At 33.3% G+C, this 19315-nt stretch carries 19 protein-coding genes and 1 tRNA gene; all 20 read right to left on the reverse strand.

What is annotated here, in order from left to right:
- Window positions 1-64: 64 nt before the first annotated feature.
- The 20 genes from G558_RS0107560 to ruvX all read right to left on the reverse strand — a co-directional run bounded on the left by G558_RS0107560 (window position 65) and on the right by ruvX (window position 19314).
- Window positions 65-892, reverse strand: coding sequence for an exodeoxyribonuclease III (locus tag G558_RS0107560; RefSeq protein ID WP_028829634.1), 828 nt, complete (start codon window positions 890-892; stop codon window positions 65-67).
- Window positions 893-1022: 130 nt separating this feature from the next.
- Window positions 1023-1108, reverse strand: a tRNA-Leu gene (locus tag G558_RS0107565).
- Between the two features lie 62 nt (window positions 1109-1170).
- Complete coding sequence (locus tag G558_RS0107570) at window positions 1171-3084, reverse strand: glutamine synthetase (RefSeq protein ID WP_028829635.1); 1914 nt, start codon at window positions 3082-3084, stop codon at window positions 1171-1173.
- Between the two features lie 35 nt (window positions 3085-3119).
- Window positions 3120-4397, reverse strand: a complete 1278-nt coding sequence (locus tag G558_RS0107575) for a methionine gamma-lyase family protein (protein WP_028829636.1) — start codon at window positions 4395-4397, stop codon at window positions 3120-3122.
- A 107-nt stretch (window positions 4398-4504) separates the two neighbouring features.
- Window positions 4505-5779, reverse strand: coding sequence for a M18 family aminopeptidase (locus G558_RS0107580; protein WP_028829637.1), 1275 nt, complete (start codon window positions 5777-5779; stop codon window positions 4505-4507).
- Window positions 5780-5797: 18 nt separating this feature from the next.
- A complete protein-coding gene (locus G558_RS0107585) occupies window positions 5798-7975 on the reverse strand; it encodes an ATP-dependent helicase (RefSeq protein WP_028829638.1) in 2178 nt (725 codons plus the stop codon).
- Between the two features lie 42 nt (window positions 7976-8017).
- Window positions 8018-8824 carry a nitroreductase family protein gene (locus G558_RS0107590; protein WP_028829639.1) on the reverse strand — a complete coding sequence of 269 codons (807 nt, stop codon included), beginning with the start codon at window positions 8822-8824 and terminating at the stop codon, window positions 8018-8020.
- 24 nt (window positions 8825-8848) lie between these two features.
- Window positions 8849-9106: an HPr family phosphocarrier protein gene (locus G558_RS0107595; protein WP_028829640.1), complete on the reverse strand. Its 258-nt coding sequence runs from the start codon at window positions 9104-9106 to the stop codon at window positions 8849-8851.
- A gap of 16 nt (window positions 9107-9122) precedes the next feature.
- Complete coding sequence (gene asnA / locus G558_RS0107600; RefSeq protein WP_028829641.1) at window positions 9123-10136, reverse strand: aspartate--ammonia ligase; 1014 nt, start codon at window positions 10134-10136, stop codon at window positions 9123-9125.
- Window positions 10137-10152: 16 nt separating this feature from the next.
- On the reverse strand, window positions 10153-11478 hold the full coding sequence (locus G558_RS0107605; RefSeq protein WP_028829642.1) for a ribonuclease E/G: 1326 nt from the start codon (window positions 11476-11478) through the stop codon (window positions 10153-10155).
- 12 nt (window positions 11479-11490) lie between these two features.
- Window positions 11491-12150: a TIGR03936 family radical SAM-associated protein gene (locus tag G558_RS0107610; protein WP_028829643.1), complete on the reverse strand. Its 660-nt coding sequence runs from the start codon at window positions 12148-12150 to the stop codon at window positions 11491-11493.
- The gene (locus tag G558_RS0107615) at window positions 12150-13991 is read right to left on the reverse strand and encodes a TIGR03960 family B12-binding radical SAM protein (protein WP_028829644.1); all 1842 of its coding nucleotides are present in this window, start codon (window positions 13989-13991) and stop codon (window positions 12150-12152) included. Before G558_RS0107615 ends, G558_RS0107610 begins: the two co-directional genes overlap by 1 nt.
- A gap of 17 nt (window positions 13992-14008) precedes the next feature.
- Complete coding sequence (locus tag G558_RS0107620) at window positions 14009-14497, reverse strand: tetratricopeptide repeat protein (protein WP_028829645.1); 489 nt, start codon at window positions 14495-14497, stop codon at window positions 14009-14011.
- Complete coding sequence (scpB, locus tag G558_RS0107625) at window positions 14487-15062, reverse strand: SMC-Scp complex subunit ScpB (RefSeq protein ID WP_028829646.1); 576 nt, start codon at window positions 15060-15062, stop codon at window positions 14487-14489. Before scpB ends, G558_RS0107620 begins: the two co-directional genes overlap by 11 nt.
- Window positions 15059-15754 (reverse strand): segregation and condensation protein A, encoded by a 696-nt coding sequence (locus tag G558_RS0107630; RefSeq protein WP_028829647.1) that lies wholly within the window; start codon window positions 15752-15754, stop codon window positions 15059-15061. The genes scpB and G558_RS0107630 overlap by 4 nt, the downstream gene beginning before the upstream one ends.
- Window positions 15755-15764: 10 nt before the next feature.
- On the reverse strand, window positions 15765-16385 hold the full coding sequence (locus tag G558_RS0107635; protein ID WP_028829648.1) for a site-2 protease family protein: 621 nt from the start codon (window positions 16383-16385) through the stop codon (window positions 15765-15767).
- Window positions 16386-16397: 12 nt separating this feature from the next.
- On the reverse strand, window positions 16398-18065 hold the full coding sequence (locus G558_RS0107640) for a ribonuclease J (RefSeq protein WP_028829649.1): 1668 nt from the start codon (window positions 18063-18065) through the stop codon (window positions 16398-16400).
- Between the two features lie 77 nt (window positions 18066-18142).
- Window positions 18143-18586, reverse strand: coding sequence for a Fur family transcriptional regulator (locus G558_RS0107645; RefSeq protein WP_028829650.1), 444 nt, complete (start codon window positions 18584-18586; stop codon window positions 18143-18145).
- A 52-nt stretch (window positions 18587-18638) separates the two neighbouring features.
- Window positions 18639-18899, reverse strand: a complete 261-nt coding sequence (locus tag G558_RS0107650) for a DUF1292 domain-containing protein (RefSeq protein ID WP_028829651.1) — start codon at window positions 18897-18899, stop codon at window positions 18639-18641.
- 1 nt (window position 18900) lies between these two features.
- A complete protein-coding gene (ruvX, locus tag G558_RS0107655) occupies window positions 18901-19314 on the reverse strand; it encodes a Holliday junction resolvase RuvX (protein WP_330363820.1) in 414 nt (137 codons plus the stop codon).
- Between the last annotated feature and the right edge of the window lies 1 nt (window position 19315).

A 19315-nucleotide genomic window follows, 5' to 3' on the forward strand; every position in this document is an offset into this window, starting at 1 on the left:
GTTTGTCTTAATACTATTTGTTTTCTTAGTACATAGCGCGTATTTATATAATCCGTTTTTCTACCTAAATATCTATTTCCAACAAAATCGGTGCATGATCTTGTCTTTCACCAGAATCTATCATCTCAGATTTAACAACTTTGTCAGACAATCTGTCACTAACTAACCAGTAATCAATCCTCCAGCCCGAGTTATTAATTTTACTTGTTTTCACCCTTTGTGCCCACCAGGTATAGGCACCTGTCACATCACCATGAATGTGTCTGAAAGTGTCTGTAAATCCTTTGTTTAATATATTTGTAAATCCTTTACGCTCTTCATCTGTAAAACCTGCAGACATATGATTATTTTGTGGATTTGCCAAATCTATCTCTTTATGGGCTACATTATAATCTCCTGTCGCTAAAACTGGTTTTTCTTTATCTAGACTCTGAATATATTCACTATACTTTTCGTCCCAAACTTGCCTTTCTTCCAGTCTTTTTAGACCATCTCCTGCGTTAGGAGTATATACCTGAGTAAGATAAAATTCTCCAAAATCCAAAGTAATAATTCTTCCTTCTAAATCCATAGTATCTGGGGCCTGAATCTCAGGATAAAAAACTTCTGGAGAATACTTATCTTTGTATAAAAACATAGTCCCCGCATAGCTTTTTCTAGCTGGTTCTTGAGAACTTCTCCATACATATGAGTATCCTTTGAAACACTCCGCTAAATGCTCCATATGCTTCTTACTTGGACCCGTGGCTGTTAATTTAGTTTCTTGCAAAGCAATTACATCGGGGTCGTTCTCAACAATTGTATCAAGTACTTTTCTTGTAAGAACTGCCCTGATAGAATCACTTGTCAATGCTGCATTTAATGAATCGATGTTCCATGAAATAAATCTCAAATTATTCCTCCTTTTTAATTTTCAACTGATATTTTGTATATTTTCTTCTATAATATATATATTTTTTCACCTGCAACAAAACCCCTTGAAATCAAGAGGTTTTGTTTGTATCAATACTCTACTTCTTTATTGGTGCCGATGGTGGGACTCGAACCCACACGCTTTTGAGGGCGACGGATTTTGAGTCCGTTGCGTCTGCCATTCCGCCACATCGGCATGTTGGAATATCTTTATTAGCACTTAGATATTCTAACATAAGGTTTAATAAAAATCAAGCTTTAGAATAAATTTTTCTTATATTTGTTATATAAGCATTTAAGTTCTGATACTTTTTCATTCATTTCCAGCTGTAATTCTGATGTTCTTTCATAATCTCCGTTATCGATAGCTTCTTTAATCATTGTAAATACAGAAGTATTATCAATGCTGTCTTTCATAAGTGACCATCTTAGAGAGTTAACTTTTGTCCAGTTTACTATATCTAAGTCTGAAATTTCATTTTCGTTATGAACTTTCATACTTTCTCTTACAATTTCCATATTGTCTTCAATAATTCTGTAGTTAAGCTGATTTATCCATTTTTCCTCTACAAACATCTTGTATGAATTTAATATTGCATCTGTAAATATGTTTTCTTCTTTCAAAACCTCAAGTTTTTCTGGATATACTTCGAGTGCTTTTATATTCTCAAAAACTGTTGCTGGAGGGGTTCCAAATCTTTGGTTTCTTTCTTCTTGTGAAAAGTAATCAAAGACGTTTTCTTCGCTTCGGTATTGTCTGTACTTATCCAGATATTTTCCGTCTGTTCCGTAATCTTTTGAAAATTCTTCGATAAGTTCGTCTAAGGTCATTTTCATACCGGCATTTATAAGCCCATCAAGCATAGCCTGATAACAAGCTGCCAGTATAAGATACACGTTGCAATGTGGATTTGGAGCTCTAAGCTCAAATCTTGTGGCAAACGGAGATTCTAAATCTTTTATGAGTCCTATCAGTATGGATCTGTTTCTCGATGGTGTTTCCACTGATTTTCCAAGTGAGGACACTATACATATTGGTGCTTCAAAATGAGGTTTAAGTCTGTTGAGTGAATCTATGCTGTTTGCTACAAAGGGATTTATCACTTCATAATTTTTTAGTATTCCCATCAGAGTTGAAATAGCGAAACTGCTTGCATAGTTCCCTTTATGGTCGGCATGCGTAAATAAATTTATTCTTCTGCCTGAATCGAGCTTTGCAGCAACTCCTATATGTGTGTGTTTTCCGCTTCCGGCAACGCCTTCAATAGGTTTTGCTCTAAATGTTACTTCAAGTTCGTATTTATGGAAAATATCTTTTATCAAGTGCCTTACTATAACTTCTATATCTGCAGCATGCATTTCGGTGCTGTATTTCCAGTCGATTTCGAGTTGCTCCATTACGTGGTTTAATTTACCAGTTACGCTGATTTTGGATTTTATACCGCCTACTTCTTTATGGCCCATTTCTGGTTCAAATCCATAGTATTCCATTATTTCAAGCGTTTTTTCAAGTGCACTTCTTACACTGCCGTCGGTTCTTTTCCAGTATTGTTCTTTAAGCATCTGTGATGCGGAAAGTTTTTCTTCATCGGCTTTGTCTTCTGGAGTTTTTACCCAAAATTCAAGTTCTGTAGCTGAGGTAAGCACTATTTCTTCTATGTTTTCATTTTCATGAATACCAACCTCTTCTTTAAATCCCGGTTTCAAATTTACATATTTTATGGCTTCGCGCTTAAATCGCTCTGCTGATTTTTTTAATAACGATCTTGAACATACCATTTTATTGTCGTGTATCAGAAATGATGGGATTATAAGTGTTCCAACAAATTTACCGTTATGATGCATATTATTGTAGTTGTAATCGATATACCAGTCTACGTCTCTGTCTGGAAGTATTATAACTTTGGCATTGTTCAAAGTTGCTATTCCATGCAAAACTACACTGGATCCGTCTGTCTGAACTCCAAGTTTTAGCTGTTTGTCCATATCTCCAAGAAATAAACTTACAGGAATTCTCTCATCTGTTCCATTTCCACCAAAATCAACTCCTACATAAGATACAAATTGAATTTCTGGGTGACTTTTTAATATTTCTGTAACGGTTTCGACTGAACGACCTTTTTTTTCAATTTTAAAAACAAGCCCGCTTAAATTCACTTTTTCTAAATTCATAAATAACCCTTTCTGAACTTTATCGACCAATAATACTATTTTAATATTTCATTTAGTGCCATTTGAGCACCTATTTTTGAATGTTCGTATGTGAGACCACCTTGAAAATATACTGTATATGGCTCTTTAATAGGAGCATCTGCGCTCAGTTCTATTGAAGACCCTTGAATAAAGGCACCTGCTGCCATAATTACTTCTGAATCATAACCTGGCATTGCCCAGGGCTCTGGGGTGACAAAAGAATCAACTGGAGCTGCTTTTTGTATTCCTTTGCAAAAATTCACTATTTCTTCTTTGCTCTTAAGTCCTACTGACTGGATTATATCGCTTCTTTCATCTGAAAATAGTGGAAACGTATCGTAACCATAATGTTCAAACAGTTTTGCACAAAAAACTGCTCCTTTTTTTGCATTTGAAACGATCATTGGCGCCAGAAACAATCCTTGCAAGAGTGTTCTTGTAGTTCCAAAAGTAAGTCCGCATTCTTTGCCAATTCCGGGTGAAGTCATTCTTTGTGCAATTATATCAATCAAATCTCTTCGCCCACATATATAGCCGCCTGCAATAGCAAGGCCGCCTCCTGGGTTTTTGATTAAAGAACCTGCTATTACATCTGCTCCTGCTTCGATTGGTTCTCTGGTTTCAATAAATTCACCATAGCAGTTATCCACCATAACTATGGCTTCTGGATCTATGGATTTTACAAATTTCACTACTTTTTCAATGTCATCTATCATAATGGACTTACGTCTGCTATATCCTTTTGAACGCTGTATATAGACCATTTTTTTCAATTTGGATGATTTTATGGCCTCTTCAATTTGAGGGTAGTCAAAATCTCCATTTTCAAGCAAATCTATCTGCTTGTATATAACACCCTGACCTTTAAGTGAATGGTAAGAATCTGATATGCCAATTACCTGGTCTAATGTATCATAAGGCTTTGATGAAATTGAAATTAATTCAAATCCGCTTTTGAGAATTCCCTGAAGGCAAAGTGTAAGGGCATGTGTCCCATTGACAATGGTTGGCCTTACTATTGAATCTTCGGATTTGAATATATTAGTAAATATTTCTTCTGTCTTTTCTCTTCCTGCATCGTTGTATCCGTATCCTGTGTTCCAGGAAAAATGAGTATCGCTTAATCTTGATTTTCTCATTGCATCAAGCACTTTTAAACTGTTGTATTCTTTTATTTTATCGATTTGCAAAAATATTGGATTTAATTCATCTTCAATCTTATTTGTTTCATCTATAATATCTTTTCTTATATCGAAACTATTTTGTAAAAATTCATCTAAAATGTTCTGCATTTCTCCTCCACGAATTAATTCTAAATCATTATACTACATATCTTACAAGAATTAAATATCTTTTTATGATTTATTATTTTTTTTTATACTTCGATTTAACCCGAACATTACAGGGAATAAAAGTGTTTAAATAGTTTTATTATATCAAAGTGGTCTTTGGTTCCTGCCAATTCTCTTATTGAGTGCATTGAAAGCATAGGATTTCCTATATCTACTGAATCTATTGGGAAATGCGTAGATGAAATCGGTCCAATAGTTGATCCGCCGGCTTGATCTGAGCGATTAGCAAAAATCTGATAATCTATATCTATATCTTTACATAAGGAAATTATAACTCCTGTTCCTTTTGAATCTGATGTGTATTTTTTATTTGCACTTTGCTTTATTGTTATACCCTTGTTCATTTTAGGTTTGTTTGTCAAATCACTTTTTTCGCTGAAATTAGGATGAACACTGTGTGCCATATCTGCTGATATAATGAATGATTTCTCTATTGACTGTAAAAAATCTTCTCTTCCTCTTCCAAATGAAAGTAGGATTCTTTCTCCTATATTACTTAGTATGTCTGAATCTGCCCCATTTTGAGTTGAACTTCCTATTTCTTCGCCGTCAAATCCAGCAACTATTTTGATTCCTTTTCCTGTTTTACTTTCAACCAGGGCTTTTAGTGAGGCTTGAAGCATTGAAATATTGTCTATTTTCTTAGATGAAATCATTTCTTCATTAATCCCAACCAGACTGGCTTTTTGTGTGTCATATAAATTTAGGTCATAAGATAATATTTGGTCTTTTTCAATCTTTAAATTTGCAGCTATGGAACTTAGCAGGCTCTCTTTGTCTACTTCTTGACCGCTTAGTCCCATTATTGGAAGCATATGGATCTGCTTGTCAATTTTAACTCCGTTATTCACTTCACGGTTCATATGAATTGCAAGGTTTGGTATTATGCATACATCTTTTTCAAAATCTAATAATCTCATTTCTGGCTCCATTGGATTACCGGTCTTGACATGCACACATCCGGCAAGTGAAAGTGGTCTGTCAAACCATGTGGCCAAAATAGGTCCTCCATATATTTCTGTGTTTAGTTTTATATAATCATCTTGATTTATTACGGCATTATTTTTTATAGATATTGAAGGTGAGTCGGTATGAGAACCTATGATTTTAAAACCATCATCTATAGAATCTATTCTGAAGGCAAATATGGATCCTTTTTTACAGAAAAAATATCTGCCTCCTGTTTTTAAATCCAGTTTTTTATTGAGGTCTATTTCTTCAAATGAGTTTTCTAAAAGATAGTTTTTTGAATATTGCGCAACGTGGTATATAGATTTCGCATTATCCAGAAATTTGAACAAATCTTTAATATCACTTTTCATAAATTTTCTCCATTTATCTTAGTTTATTTTTTTTAATTTTTTGAAGCTGGTATCTATTTTCTTTAATCCTACTCCATCAAAAACAATTGTATACACACCATTGTTTTTTGCTACTATTTTCCCACTTCCAAAAACAGGATGTTTTACCTTAGTTGCTATATCAAATTCTTCTACCGGTTCTTCGGGAGCTTTTAAAGACTCTGCTTTTTCGAGTCTATATTTTTCTTTGTATTTGTTGTATAGAGAAAATCCTTCAAATTCCTTGTTTCTTGAAGCTTCTAATTTTCCGTTCAAGAGTTTTGATGGTATATCTTCAAGAAATCTTGAGGCTCTCTGATTTGTAGTCTTACCAAAAATAGTTCTCTCTGTTGCATAAGTTACATAGAGCAGTTCTTCTGCTCTGGTCATTCCTACATAACACAGTCTTCTTTCTTCTTCTAACTGTGACTCATTTATTAAAGACCTGTTTATAGGAAAAACGCCTTCTTCCATTCCAATCATAAATACTACTGGAAACTCTAATCCTTTTGCACTGTGAATTGTCATAAGTGTAACTGTGTTTTCGCTATCATTCATATTATCTATATCTGTACTTAGGGATATTTCTGTCAAAAAATCCGAAAGTTTTTTATCGGTATTATTTTTTTCGTATTCCTGGGCAACTGCCATCAGTTCTTGAATATTTTCAAATCTTGTCTGATACTCGATGTCTCCCTCATCCTCGAGTTCTTTTAAGTAATTTGTATTTTCAATGACTTTTTTTATAAGTTCTGATATGGTCACTATTTCAGACATGCTCCTGAAGGAATTTATTAAAATAACAAAATTACGCATTGTATTTTTTATTTTTGATGAAAACTCATCATTTTCAAGGTCTATCATTGCGCTGTATATAGCTTCTCCTGTTATATTGGCTTTGGCTTCAAGTTTTTCAACAGAGCGAGCGCCTACACCTCTTTTGGGGACATTTATGATTCTTTTGAGGGCAATGTTGTCCGAAGGGTTACTGATTAGTTTCAGGTATGCCAGAACGTCTTTTATCTCTTTACGATCGTAGAATTTCAAGCCTCCATATATGGTATATGGGAGAGTCTTTTTTAGGAGATTTTCTTCTATGAGTCTGGATTGTACGTTTGTTCTGTACAAAATTGCAATATCACTGAAATTGTATTTTCTTAAAGCCTCTAGCTTCTTGATTTCTTGTGCAACGTAGACTGCCTCATCTTTGTCACTATAGTTTTTCTTTATTTCAATCTTCACATCGCTATTTTTGTCTGTCCAGAGTTTTTTATTTTTTCTACCTGTATTTTTTTCTATTACTGCATTTGCCGCATCGAGTATAGTATCTGTTGATCTGTAGTTTCTCTCGAGTTTTATTATTTTTGCATCACTGTAATCTTTTTCGAATTCAAGTATATTTCTTATGTCTGCACCTCTCCAGCCATATATGGACTGGTCGTCGTCTCCAACAACGCAAAGGTTTCTGTACTTTTTTGCAAGCAGGTTTATAAGTATATATTGGGCATGGTTTGAATCCTGGTACTCGTCTACTAGAATATGTTTAAATTTGTTCTGATAGTATTCCAATATTTCTGGATTTTCTTTTAAAAGTTTTATTGAGAGCACTATGATGTCATCAAAATCGACTGCATTATTCTTTTTTAATTTTTTCTGATATAACCCATACACTTTTGATGCGAATTTTGTCTTTACATCTATAGCATATTTTTCTTCATATTCACGTGGAGTTATTAGCTCGTCTTTAGCATTAGAAATAATTGAAGAAAAATATGACGGTTTCATAGTATCAGAAATAACGTTAGCTTCTTTAATGCATTCTTTGATTAAAGTGCCTTGGTCATAACTATCATAAATTACAAAATTACTGCTATATCCTATTTTGTCTATATCTCTTCTTAATATTCTAAGACACATAGAGTGGAAAGTACCTATCCACATGCTATTAACATCACAGCTCAGTATTTCTGATAGTCTTATTTTCATTTCCTTTGCTGCTTTATTTGTAAATGTAAGTGCTAATATTTCTCCAGGATATATTCCATTATCTATAAGATTTGAAATCCTGTAGGTTATTACTCTTGTTTTCCCCGAGCCTGCTCCCGCCAGGATCTGCACTGGACCATTAAGCGTTTCTACAGCTTTTCGCTGATCTTCGTTTAATAAGTTTAGATTCATTATACCTCCTGTATAAAAAAAGGGACCTTTAGTCCCTGTTATTTAAAAATAGAATTTAATTTTTATTTCCTGTGTGTCTGGTACTTTGATACCATCTGCTATATCAAAGGCCTTCATATTTATTTTGATGCCTTTTGCTTCTGCAGCCTTTATAAAATAAAGTGCTATAATTCCTGTTTCTAAATCAAGGTCACCTTCACCGGTTTTTTCCATTACCAGATATACTTCTTTTTCTGCAACAATAAAGCTCCAAGGCTGCTTATTTCCCCATGAAGGTGCAAATTTTGTAAGATAGAATACTTCTTCAAGCCCCATTTGTGATAATTTTTCCCATGTTATAAGATTGCAAAATTCATTATCATATACAAATTCTACTGGCCCTTTTCTTTCTGCTTTTTTATCTGTATTCTTTTTGAAAACTCCACCGTATTCATATCCTAATCCTATACATGCTATAAGTGTTTCGTCAGCGTTAATATTGAATGTTTCACTGTAATCAACTCCTGCGGTTGCACTTATCCAGCAGCTGCCAAGATCATTATCATGAAGTCTGAATCTCATCCATTCTGTCATGTATCCGGCCTTGAATTTTGTGTTTTCGTCATTTTTACCAAATATTAATATATACTTAGGTGCTTTTATAAGTTTCCCAAAATACCCAATTTTTCCATCATAGTCGTTAAAGAATTTTTCTCCATCTTCTATAACTGATAACTTTACATCACTATTGTTTATACTGTCTATCTGCTCTGTTTCTTTAATTATAAGAGATAGTAAATTTGAATCAACTGCCTGTTTCTTAAATTCCCTTACGGATTTAATTTCTGTCATTATTTTTTCGTAATTCATAACTATTCCTCCCTAAATATAAATCTAATAGTTGTTTTCAATAAACTTTACAAGTTCGTTTACCACTTTTTCTTCATCAGGCCCCATTGCATATATGGCAATTTCGCTTTGTTTTGGTATGGCTGCTGCAAGCAATCCTACCACACTTTTTGCATTTATCGGTCTACCCATGTATTCAAGAAAAACTGCAGATTTATAATTTGCAGCAATTTTTACGAATTCAGACACTGACCTTGCATGAAATCCTATTTCATTCACTATTTTTGTTTCTAATCTGTACATTTCTGCCCCTTGATTCTTATAATAAGTTAATTCCATTATCTTCGCATTTAATTATCATCTCTTCATCCCAAACTGAAGCCTGGACTTCGCCTATATGAGCTTTTTGAAGAAAAAACATACATATTCTGGATTGTCCAATTCCTCCACCTATGGTAAAAGGAACTTTCTCTTCAATTATACTCTTTTGAAATTCAAATTCAAGCTTATTTTCTTGTTTTCTTATCTTACATTGTTCTATAAGGGCATCTGAATCAACTCTAATTCCCATAGATGACAACTCAAGTGCTATATCAAGCACTGGGTAGTAAAATATTATATCACCATTTAAATTCCAGTCATCGTAGTCTGCTGCTCTTCCATCATGCATTTCCCCATTAGAAAGCTTGCATCCAATTTGCATTATAAATACTGCTTTGTGCTTTTTGGCAATTTCATATTCTCTTTCTTTGGCCGTTTTGTCTGGATAAAGCTCTAACAGTTCCTGTGATGTTATAAAATGTATTTCATCTGGGAGTTCAGTCTTAATCTGAGGAAACTCGTAATTCATCTGATGAGCTGTAACCTTAAACACCTCATATATATCATGTACTATAGATTTTAGAGTTTCAAGATTTCTGTCAGCTCTATTGATTACTTTCTCCCAGTCCCACTGATCTACATAAATCGAGTGGATATTGTCAAGTTCTTCATCACGTCTTATTGCATTCATGTCTGTATAAAGCCCTGTTCCTGGCTCAAACCCATATTTAGAAAGAGCCATTCTCTTCCACTTAGCAAGAGACTGGACAATCTCAACATCATGTCCTGTTTCAAGCATGTCAAATCCTACAGGTCTTTCTATTCCGTTAAGGTCATCATTAAGTCCGGTTGATTTTTTCACAAAAAGTGGAGCTGATACTCTCGTAAGATTTAACTTCTTAGCCAACTCTTTTTCAAATTTATCTTTTAAGATTTTTATAGCTACTTCAGTTTCCATAATATCGAGCTTACTTTTGTAGCCTTCGGGTATTATTAATTGTTCAACTCCCATTTTTGTTCTCCTTAGGTTATTTGATTTTGATTTCATGTAAAATATCATCTGAATGTTCATAATAAAATATACATTCATGGAGATTTTCTAATTGTTTGAGCTTCAGTCTTATATTATCATATCTGTAAGCAGGGACTAATACTGTGTATTGTTTCTTATCTGTATTATTAATCTTATTCTTGAGTGTAATTTCAAATTCGTCAAGTAAATATTCATCACTGTAAAGCAGACCGCTGCCCTGACATAAATGACATTTTTGGGTTAATTTTTCAGTTAAACTCATACTGGATTTTTGACAAATTATTTCTAAAAGACTATTCTTAGTAATTTTCGATTGCTTCATGTGTCTTTTTTGTTTTTTAACTAAGCCTGATACATAATCATCGAGCATTTCTCTTAAGTCTTGAGAAACGTTTATTAAGTCGATCAGGATTATTCCTCCTATGTCAAGAAGCGTTATCAGTTCTATTGATTTTGAAATTGCACTTTTATTTATTTCAAAAAATTTGCTTTCTTTGAGCCTGCTGTTATCCATATATCCTGAATCAACATCAATTACAGTCATTGCTTCTGTTTTATCCATCTGAATACTAAAATCATTAAATTCAAATTTTTGTTTTATGAGGCTATTTATATTTACACCGTTGTGATTAAAGCAATAGTCTTGTACATACCTTATTTGTAAATTCATATTTATGAACTTTTTCTTATTCATTATATAATAGTTTTGGTCATTTGTTAATACATCGTTTATATCATATTTGTCTATTAGCTGATCAACTTTGTTTTCTATATCGTTTTGAGATAGTTTCTCGCCATGAGTTTTCTTAGATACAAATGATTCGTATTTTTGAATGAGAGTATCTATCTCAGCTCTAACATCGGGGTAAGGAGCTTCGAGGGATTTAGTTCTTAGAATCATCCCAATTTCAGGGTAATCTAATTTTAATTTCTCTATTATATTTTCACCTTCAAGTTTTTTTGCCTTAGGAGCTTTAATTGTTTTTTCATTTGGAAGCAGAACAATATATTTACCCCTCAGGGTAATATCTTGTGTAAGCTTGGGTTTTTTTGATATATTACCTTCTTTTATTACTTGTACAATTATCTTATCGCCATTTACAACCTTGTCGTTTTTTAGTGGCAAAAACCCTGTGTTATCCCCAATGTTTACAAATGCAGCATTAAGACCATTAACAACTTTTACCGTTTCTCCAATAAAGATATCATCTAGTTTCACATCATTATTTTTTTCAACTACATCAATAAATAATAAACTATTATTATCATCAACAACTGCATATTTATTAAAAAACAAAGTATTCTCAATTAGTAATTTCATATTTTTCCCTGTCTATATGATATTTATACTATCTTCTTTCACCATCATTGAAGCTATTTTTACAATCCTATATGGAGAAATATTCTCATCATATCTTTCATTTATTGCTTTAAGCATGTCTGTCGGTTTTAATGCGCCTTCAGGTGAATTCATCAGTATTGCTCTGATTTTATTTTTGTCAGCATCAAATTCTAATGAATATATTCTTTCTCTTATATCCACATCTTTGATTTGCTTTTTCTTGTTTTTCTTTTTAACAATAAATTCCTCTTTTGACATCACATCTTTTATAATCTCTGAAATGCCAGTAGTTTCAACATCAAAGTCAAACTCGTATAGGCTATGGCTCATCAATTTGGTCAGCGGTTCTGATTTCTCTATAACCTTACATTCAACTATATCTATTCCTTCGGGAAGAGAATCATTCATCCTCTGCACAAAAGAAGCCCTGTCATCCTCATTTTTTATATCTATATCCATAAATTCAGCATAACTTTGTATACCCAGGCTCAGTGCTGAAGAAGAACTGATTTTAGGGTGAGGATGAAATCCTTCGCTGTAGTAAACTTCTATATTGGATCTTCTCAGCGCTCTAATGAAAATTTTCAGTAAATCCAGATGTGATATATATGCAATATCACCTAATTTTGTAAATCTGCATCTTAGAATCATTAACAAAGTCCCTTCCCAATATCTGTATTTATATCACAACCAAGACAATTTTCTCTGCAGTCTCCAGTTGTATTTTCTTTCAGCGCTTCATTCCATTCCCTGATAAGAAATGCTTTTGAAACTCCTGTATCTATATGATCCCAAGCTAGTGGTTGATCTGTATCCCAGTTTCCATTTGCGATATCAAATGGGTTTATATTATTTTCTTCAAAAGCTTCCATCCATAAGTCATATTTAAAATGTTCGCGCCAGCTATCAAATTTACAGCCTTTTTTAAATGCACTGTGTATAACTGATGATAGCCTCCTGTCTCCTCTTGCCATTGTAGCTTCAAGGAAACTTACATCGTAATCATGGTAATCATATGAAATATTCTTATGTCTGAGTTTTTCTTTCAGATATCGCTGTTTTTCTTTCATTGTTTCTTGAGTGTCTTGTGAAAACCATTGAAACGGAGTATTAGGTTTTGGAACAAAAACCGCGGTTCCTACTGTAACCTTAAATCTCGGAGACAGTCTTCCATTGTTAACTTCACGATTTGCATCAATTACTGAATAAACAAGATCTGCTATTCCGTCTAAATCTTCATACGTTTCCGTAGGTAAACCGGTCATGAAATAAAGTTTAAGACTTGACCATCCACTTTCGAATGCTTTTTTTGAAGTTTTTATTAAATCTTCTTTTGTTACACCCTTATTTATAACGTCTCTGAGCCTTTGAGTACCTGCTTCTGGCGCAAAGGTAAGGCTTGATCGTCTGGCTTTTTGAACTTTTTGTGCCATATCTAAAGAAAAGTTATCCAGCCTTAGTGAAGGCAAAGACAAGCTTAAGTTTTCACATGAATACTTTTGGTCGAGTTCTTCAAGCAATTCTTCTATCTGAGTATAATCACTACTGCTCAGAGATGTTAATGAAATTTCTTCATGACCGGTGGATCTTATAAGCGTTTCTGCAATTTCAAGAAGCTTTTCTTTACTTCTTTCTCTTATTGGTCTGTATATAATTCCAGCCTGGCAGAATCTGCAACCTCTTGTACAGCCTCTGAATAATTCAAGCATTATTCTTGAATGAACTACATCTATATTAGGAACAAGCAGCTTTTGTGGAAAATAAACTTCATCCATGTTTCTTATTATACGTTTTTGTATTTTTGGTGGAACGCCTTCATATATAGGTTTGATTTCTTTAAATTTCCCATCTGTATCATAGTGCGCTTCATAAAAAGCAGGGATATAGGCTCCTTTTACATTTCTTGCCACTTCTAAAAGAAAATCTTTTTTTCTTCCTGGGTAAGCTTTTTCTTTATATTTTGAAAATATATTCATCACTTCTGGAAGTGTTTCTTCTCCTTCACCGATCATAACTATATCAGCAAAATCAGCGATTGGTTCTACATTGTAAGCGCATGGTCCGCCAAACATTATTATTGGATCTTCTTCTCCTCTGTCTTTAGAAAACAAAGGTATATCTGAAATTTCCATTATATTAAGGATATTTGTGTAAGACATTTCATATTGAAGCGTGAAGCCCACAAAATCCAGTTCTTTCAAAGGGGTTTTACTCTCAAGAGTAAATATTGGAATTGATTTTTCTCGCATTTTTTCTTCCATGTCTGCGCCCACTGCAAAAGCTCTTTCGCACCAGACATTTTCAAGTTCGTTAAGAGCACCGTGAAGTATGTGTAGTCCCAAGTGGCTCATACCGATTTCATAGACATCAGGAAAAATAAAACCGTATCTTATCATTTTTTCATGAGGTTCTTTTTTTATAATATTAAGTTCACTTCCAATGTATCTGCCGGGCTTTTCTACATCACCCAGAAAACTGTATATTTCTTTCATTTTTCCTCCAAATATTTCTATTTAAAAATCGTGCTCTCCAGATATGACAATTGCTCAAACCTGGGGTCATATTTTTCTTTAAGACGCAACGTATGATAAATCGTCCTGGCTTTTTCTTTGTCTCCAAGGTTATAATTTGACACAATGATACAAGCAAGCATTTTTTCATAAGGAACTTTTGATTTTTTAATATATCCCCATACTTGATCAAAATACTCGACAGCTTTTTTGTAATCTTTTTTAAAATGATATTGTATTCCAATCTGAAATAAAGCCGCATTTTTTTCTTCTGCATTCAAATCCAGATTTTTTAGAGCCCTGTTCATTACCTCTATTGATTTATTTCTAGCTCTGAAATAGGTAAAGTAATGAGCAGATCTTTTCTGGTAGTCATCAAAAGTTTCAAGTTTTGTAAAAAACGCTATTTTTACCGCTCTAAATAGCAGATATGCAGAAAAAACATATATTGCTACTAATACATAACTTCCAGTCACATCATTCCCCATATTTTTCTCCTATATTTATCTGCGTTGGATATGAGCTTTCTTCAAAATGTTCTGGCAGCTCACCTAAATTATTTATACCAAATTCAATTAAAAACTTTTCTGTAGTGCTATATAGTATTGGTTTCCCAATTTTATCGAGCCTTCCGCTTTCATATATCAGTCCATTGTCTGTCAGATTAGAAATTACACTGTCTGATTTCACTCCTCTTATTTCATCAATTTCTACTTTTGTCACTGGCTGCTTGTATGCGACAATGCTTAAAACTTCCAGAGCCGCCTGAGAAAGTGATTTCTTTTTTATTTTTATAAGAATTTTTTCCACATAATAATTATTATCTGTTTTAGATATTATGCTGTAGTAATCCTGAGCAGAAATTAATTCTAAGCCCGAATCTTCTTTTAAATATTTAGCTTGTAAATTTTTAATCGCTTTTAGTATGTCTGACATGCTTACGTCTTTTTCTCCCGATTCAAGGAATACACTTTGAATATCTTTAATGTCCATTGATTCTGAAGATACAAAAAGCACAGATTCTATTATACCGCTTATTTTTTCTGTTGTCATATAGAATACAGCCTTTCTATTAATATTTCTTCAAATATTTTTTTTTGATGTATATCTACTTTTTGATCTTTTGCCATCTCCAATACTCCAAGAAGTGATGCTACCACCTCATCTTTTTCATCTGTATTTAGGATTCTTTCAAAGTATACTTTGGCATTTTTTTCCAAAATTTCTTGAATCTCTCTTATTTTATCATCTACTGATATTTTTTTAAAGCTTATAATCTGTGGTCTTGGGATGGCGGTCTGCCTGTTGATACCTGTGAAAGATTTATAGATATCATTAACGGTATATTTTGAGAGATCAAGATGTTTCTCAGTGAAAACCTCATATCCTTTATTTGTATAAGACCATGGCGTATTTTCATACATTTCTTTCATCATATACGCTCTGTCTTTGAAATATTTATACGTTTCAAGTATATCTATTAGTTCTTTACCTGGATCTTCGGATTCTTGGTCATTTATAAAAATAAGGTATCTTGATTTGATTTCCATAAGCGAAGCTGCCATAACAATAAACTCAGAGGCGATTTCAAGTTGCGACGAAGTCATATCTTTAATAACTTCTAAATATTGGTTTATGATATTTATTATCAATACATCTTTTATCTCGTATTTATTCTTTTTGATCAGCTCCAAAAGTAAATCCAAAGGTCCTGTAAAGTCTATATTTTGTAGAGATATTTGCATGCAGCTACTCCTATAACAGAATATTTACAACTGAATTTATAAAAGTAATAATTATGTTTACTATGGGATTTAAAACCATTCCCAGAGTACCGGTAACTATTAAGAGTATAAGTATCAGCGTACCGTAATTTTCATATTTATATACAATGAATCTGTATTTAACTGGAATAACCGAAAGCAAAAGTTTAGATCCATCCAAAGGCGGAATAGGCAAAAGATTGAAAGCTGCAAACGATATGTTTATACCTACTACACTATACATGACATTATAGTAGGCCGGGCTGGTAAAAATATTACTTGTATAGTGTAAAAATATATAAGTCACTATTGCAATTACAATATTCATGCTAATCCCAGCTATAGAAACAAGGAAATTACCAAGCTTCCTGTTTTTAAAATTATTCTCATTAACCGGTATAGGCTTTGCCCAACCAAATCTTGCTATAATAAGCATAAGGAACCCTATAGGGTCAATATGACTCATAGGGTTTATGCTCATTCTTCCATTGTTTTTTGCAGTAGAGTCTCCCATTGCGTAGGCAACAGCTGCATGTGCAAATTCATGAAAGGATATGGCAATAATTATACCAGGTAATATAACAAGAAAATTATAAATATAGTTTTCTAACATCACTTCTCCTTTTTATACTTCCATTATTATTGGAAGAATCATAGGATTTCTTTTCGTTTTTTCAAAAAGGAATTTTTTCAAATCTTCTCTGATCATGTTTTTTATATATGACCATTCTCTGATATTTTTATCTTCACATCTGATCAGACATTTTTTAACTATCACTCTGCATTCTTCGATAAGCTCCTCAGCTTCTCTTACATACACAAATCCTCTTGAAATTATATCTGGACCAGAAACCACACTTCCATCTTCACCTGACATAGAAACTACTACTACTATTAGCCCGTCTTCTGAAAGGTGTTTTCTATCTCTTAATACTATATTTCCAACGTCCCCAACTCCAAGTCCATCAACAAGTATATTGCCTGAAGGTACTCTTCCTCCTATGGCACACGACTTTTTGTCTAGCTCTAAAGTCTGTCCATTTGACATCATGAAAATATCTTCTTCAGGCATCCCTAATTCCATAGCAAGCCTTGCATGTTGTTTTAAGTGTCTGTATTCACCATGTACTGGCATAAAAAATCTAGGTTTTATAAGTCTGTGTACCAGCTTCAATTCTTCTCTGCATGCGTGTCCTGAAACGTGGATTTCTTGAAGGCTTTCATATATTACTTCAGCTCCATTTTCAAACAACTGATTTATTACTTTAGATACGCCTTTTTCATTTCCTGGTATAGGATGAGATGACATTATTACAACGTCACCTTTTTTAATTACAATTTTTTTATGTTCTTTAGCAGCTATTCTTGAAAGAGCAGCCATGGGTTCTCCCTGTGATCCAGTAGTCAGGATAACAAGCTCATGATCCCCGTATCTATTCATTTCGTTTATATCTATCAATGTCCCATTTGGAATATTAATATAACCAAGCGATTGGGCAATACCAATAGTATTGAGCATGGATCTTCCTGAAATTACAACTTTTCTATTATACTTTGCCGCTGAATCAATAATTTGCTGCACTCTGTGCACATTTGATGAGAATGTTGCAACAAAAATCCTATTTTTCTTTATGTCTGCAAAAAGACTGTCAAATGTCTTTCCTACAACTTTTTCAGAAACTGTATGGCCTTCTCTCTCGGCATTTGTACTTTCACACATCATAAGTGTTACTCCAGCCTTACCTAGCTCTGCAAGTTTTTGAAAATCCATTACATTGCCATCAATCGGAGTGTAGTCAATTTTAAAATCTCCTGAGTGAAATATTATTCCAGCTCCTGAGTGAATCGCTAATGCACAAGCATCGGGTATACTATGGTTGACTCTTATAAAGTCAACTCCAAAGCTTCCTACTTTAACATTTGAACCTATTTCTACTTCGTTCAATTCCGCGTTGGTTATGCGATGCTCTTTAAGTTTGTTAGCTATTAATCCCAACGTTAATTTCGATCCATATATTGGTACATTTAATTTTTTCAAAAGATAAGGTATGCCACCAATATGATCCTCATGACCATGCGTTACTACCAAGCCTTTTATGATAGCCGCATTTTTTGTTAAATATGTTATATCTGGTATGACTATGTCAATTCCCAGCATCTCGTCTTCTGGAAAACCCATGCCTCCGTCAATTATGAGTATCTCGTTTTTATACTCTATTGCGGTCATGTTCTTTCCAATTTCTTGCATTCCACCTAAAGGTATAACTTTAAGTTTCGCAGTTTTCTTTGCCATTAATTTCCTCCTGTATTCTAAAAAATCACTAATCACCTAAACTATAATCGGTAATTAGTGACATATTCCTTTTATGTTTATTCTAAATTCTTACATTTGCTGCATATGCCAAAAAATTTCAGGTCATGGTCCACAATTTTGAAATCATAGTTTTTTTCAATATTATTTTCAAGGTCTTCTAGTAAATCAACCCGGACCTCTGCTACATTTCCACATATTTTGCAAATCAAATGATGATGGTTATGCGTTTCATCATTAAGGTTTAACTCATATCTCACGTATCCATCATCAAGATTAAGTTTATTTATTTTTTTTGTACTCTCAAGTATCTGTAAGGTTCTATAAACTGTAGCTATCCCCATTTCTGGACATGCTTTTTTGACAGTCTCATATATTTCATCACATGTTAAGTGTTCCCCACTCGAAGAAATCAACACTTTTAATATTTCTTTTCTTTGCGGAGTAAGTTTATAACCATGGTTCTTCATACTATCAAGTAAAGTTTTTAATTCATTATCCATTTTGCACCAACTGTCCATTATTACTGCAAATATTTTTAATCAGACATAAATATTATTCTTCTTCTACAAGCGTTTCGTAAACCGCTACAACCATCTCGTATTCTTCATCGTCATCTATTGCCTCTAAAACCATTTCTCCATTTTCATCTTCTTCTATCCTGAAAATATAAGCTTCGTCCTCATCATCAGTTTCTTCAATAGGCGCAAGTATAGCGTAATTGTTGTCATTTGCCTCAATACTCATTATAAGCTCAAACTCTATTTCTTTTCCCTCTTCATCCAACAAGGTTATTATTTCTTCAAAATTTTCCATCTTATCCTCTTTCCATGTTCTTTTTATTTAGATATGTTTCAAGTATTACTACTGCCGCTATAGTATCTACAAGATTTTTTTTATTCTTTTGTTTAACTTCGTTTTCGATCATTATTTTTCTCGCTGAAATAGTAGTCATTCTTTCGTCCCACATTAAAACAGGTATATCTGTCTTTTCCTTTAAAATTTCTGCAAATTTTAAAGTTTTTTCTCCCTGGAAACCAGTAGTTCCGTCCATGTTTTTGGGTAGCCCAACTACAACTTCTTCAACATTTTTTTCTTTTATTATATTTATAATTTCTTCAATATCTTTTTCAATCCCTTTTCTGTGGATTGTATATAAGGGTTGTGCAAGAATTTGGAGATCATCACTTAAAGCGACTCCTATTCTTTTGTTTCCTACATCGAGTGCCATT

The organism is Proteocatella sphenisci DSM 23131, from assembly GCF_000423525.1.
In the GTDB taxonomy this organism is placed as follows: domain Bacteria; phylum Bacillota; class Clostridia; order Peptostreptococcales; family Filifactoraceae; genus Proteocatella; species Proteocatella sphenisci.

Bases quoted from the DNA above. Each gene is read 5' to 3' on its own strand.
- G558_RS0107570 (WP_028829635.1), bottom strand. From the start codon at position 3,084: ATGAATTTAGAAAAAGTGAATTTAAGCGGGCTTGTTTTTAAAATTGAA.
- G558_RS0107575 (WP_028829636.1), bottom strand. From the start codon at position 4,397: ATGCAGAACATTTTAGATGAATTTTTACAAAATAGTTTCGATATAAGA.
- G558_RS0107580 (WP_028829637.1), bottom strand. From the start codon at position 5,779: ATGAAAAGTGATATTAAAGATTTGTTCAAATTTCTGGATAATGCGAAA.
- G558_RS0107585 (WP_028829638.1), bottom strand. From the start codon at position 7,975: ATGAATCTAAACTTATTAAACGAAGATCAGCGAAAAGCTGTAGAAACG.
- G558_RS0107590 (WP_028829639.1), bottom strand. From the start codon at position 8,824: ATGAATTACGAAAAAATAATGACAGAAATTAAATCCGTAAGGGAATTT.
- G558_RS0107595 (WP_028829640.1), bottom strand. From the start codon at position 9,106: ATGTACAGATTAGAAACAAAAATAGTGAATGAAATAGGATTTCATGCA.
- asnA (WP_028829641.1), bottom strand. From the start codon at position 10,136: ATGGGAGTTGAACAATTAATAATACCCGAAGGCTACAAAAGTAAGCTC.
- G558_RS0107605 (WP_028829642.1), bottom strand. From the start codon at position 11,478: ATGAAATTACTAATTGAGAATACTTTGTTTTTTAATAAATATGCAGTT.
- G558_RS0107610 (WP_028829643.1), bottom strand. From the start codon at position 12,150: ATGATTCTAAGATGCAGATTTACAAAATTAGGTGATATTGCATATATA.
- G558_RS0107615 (WP_028829644.1), bottom strand. From the start codon at position 13,991: ATGAAAGAAATATACAGTTTTCTGGGTGATGTAGAAAAGCCCGGCAGA.
- G558_RS0107620 (WP_028829645.1), bottom strand. From the start codon at position 14,497: ATGGGGAATGATGTGACTGGAAGTTATGTATTAGTAGCAATATATGTT.
- scpB (WP_028829646.1), bottom strand. From the start codon at position 15,062: ATGACAACAGAAAAAATAAGCGGTATAATAGAATCTGTGCTTTTTGTA.
- G558_RS0107630 (WP_028829647.1), bottom strand. From the start codon at position 15,754: ATGCAAATATCTCTACAAAATATAGACTTTACAGGACCTTTGGATTTA.
- G558_RS0107635 (WP_028829648.1), bottom strand. From the start codon at position 16,385: ATGTTAGAAAACTATATTTATAATTTTCTTGTTATATTACCTGGTATA.
- G558_RS0107640 (WP_028829649.1), bottom strand. From the start codon at position 18,065: ATGGCAAAGAAAACTGCGAAACTTAAAGTTATACCTTTAGGTGGAATG.
- G558_RS0107645 (WP_028829650.1), bottom strand. From the start codon at position 18,586: ATGGATAATGAATTAAAAACTTTACTTGATAGTATGAAGAACCATGGT.
- G558_RS0107650 (WP_028829651.1), bottom strand. From the start codon at position 18,899: ATGGAAAATTTTGAAGAAATAATAACCTTGTTGGATGAAGAGGGAAAA.
- ruvX (WP_330363820.1), bottom strand. From the start codon at position 19,314: ATGGCACTCGATGTAGGAAACAAAAGAATAGGAGTCGCTTTAAGTGAT.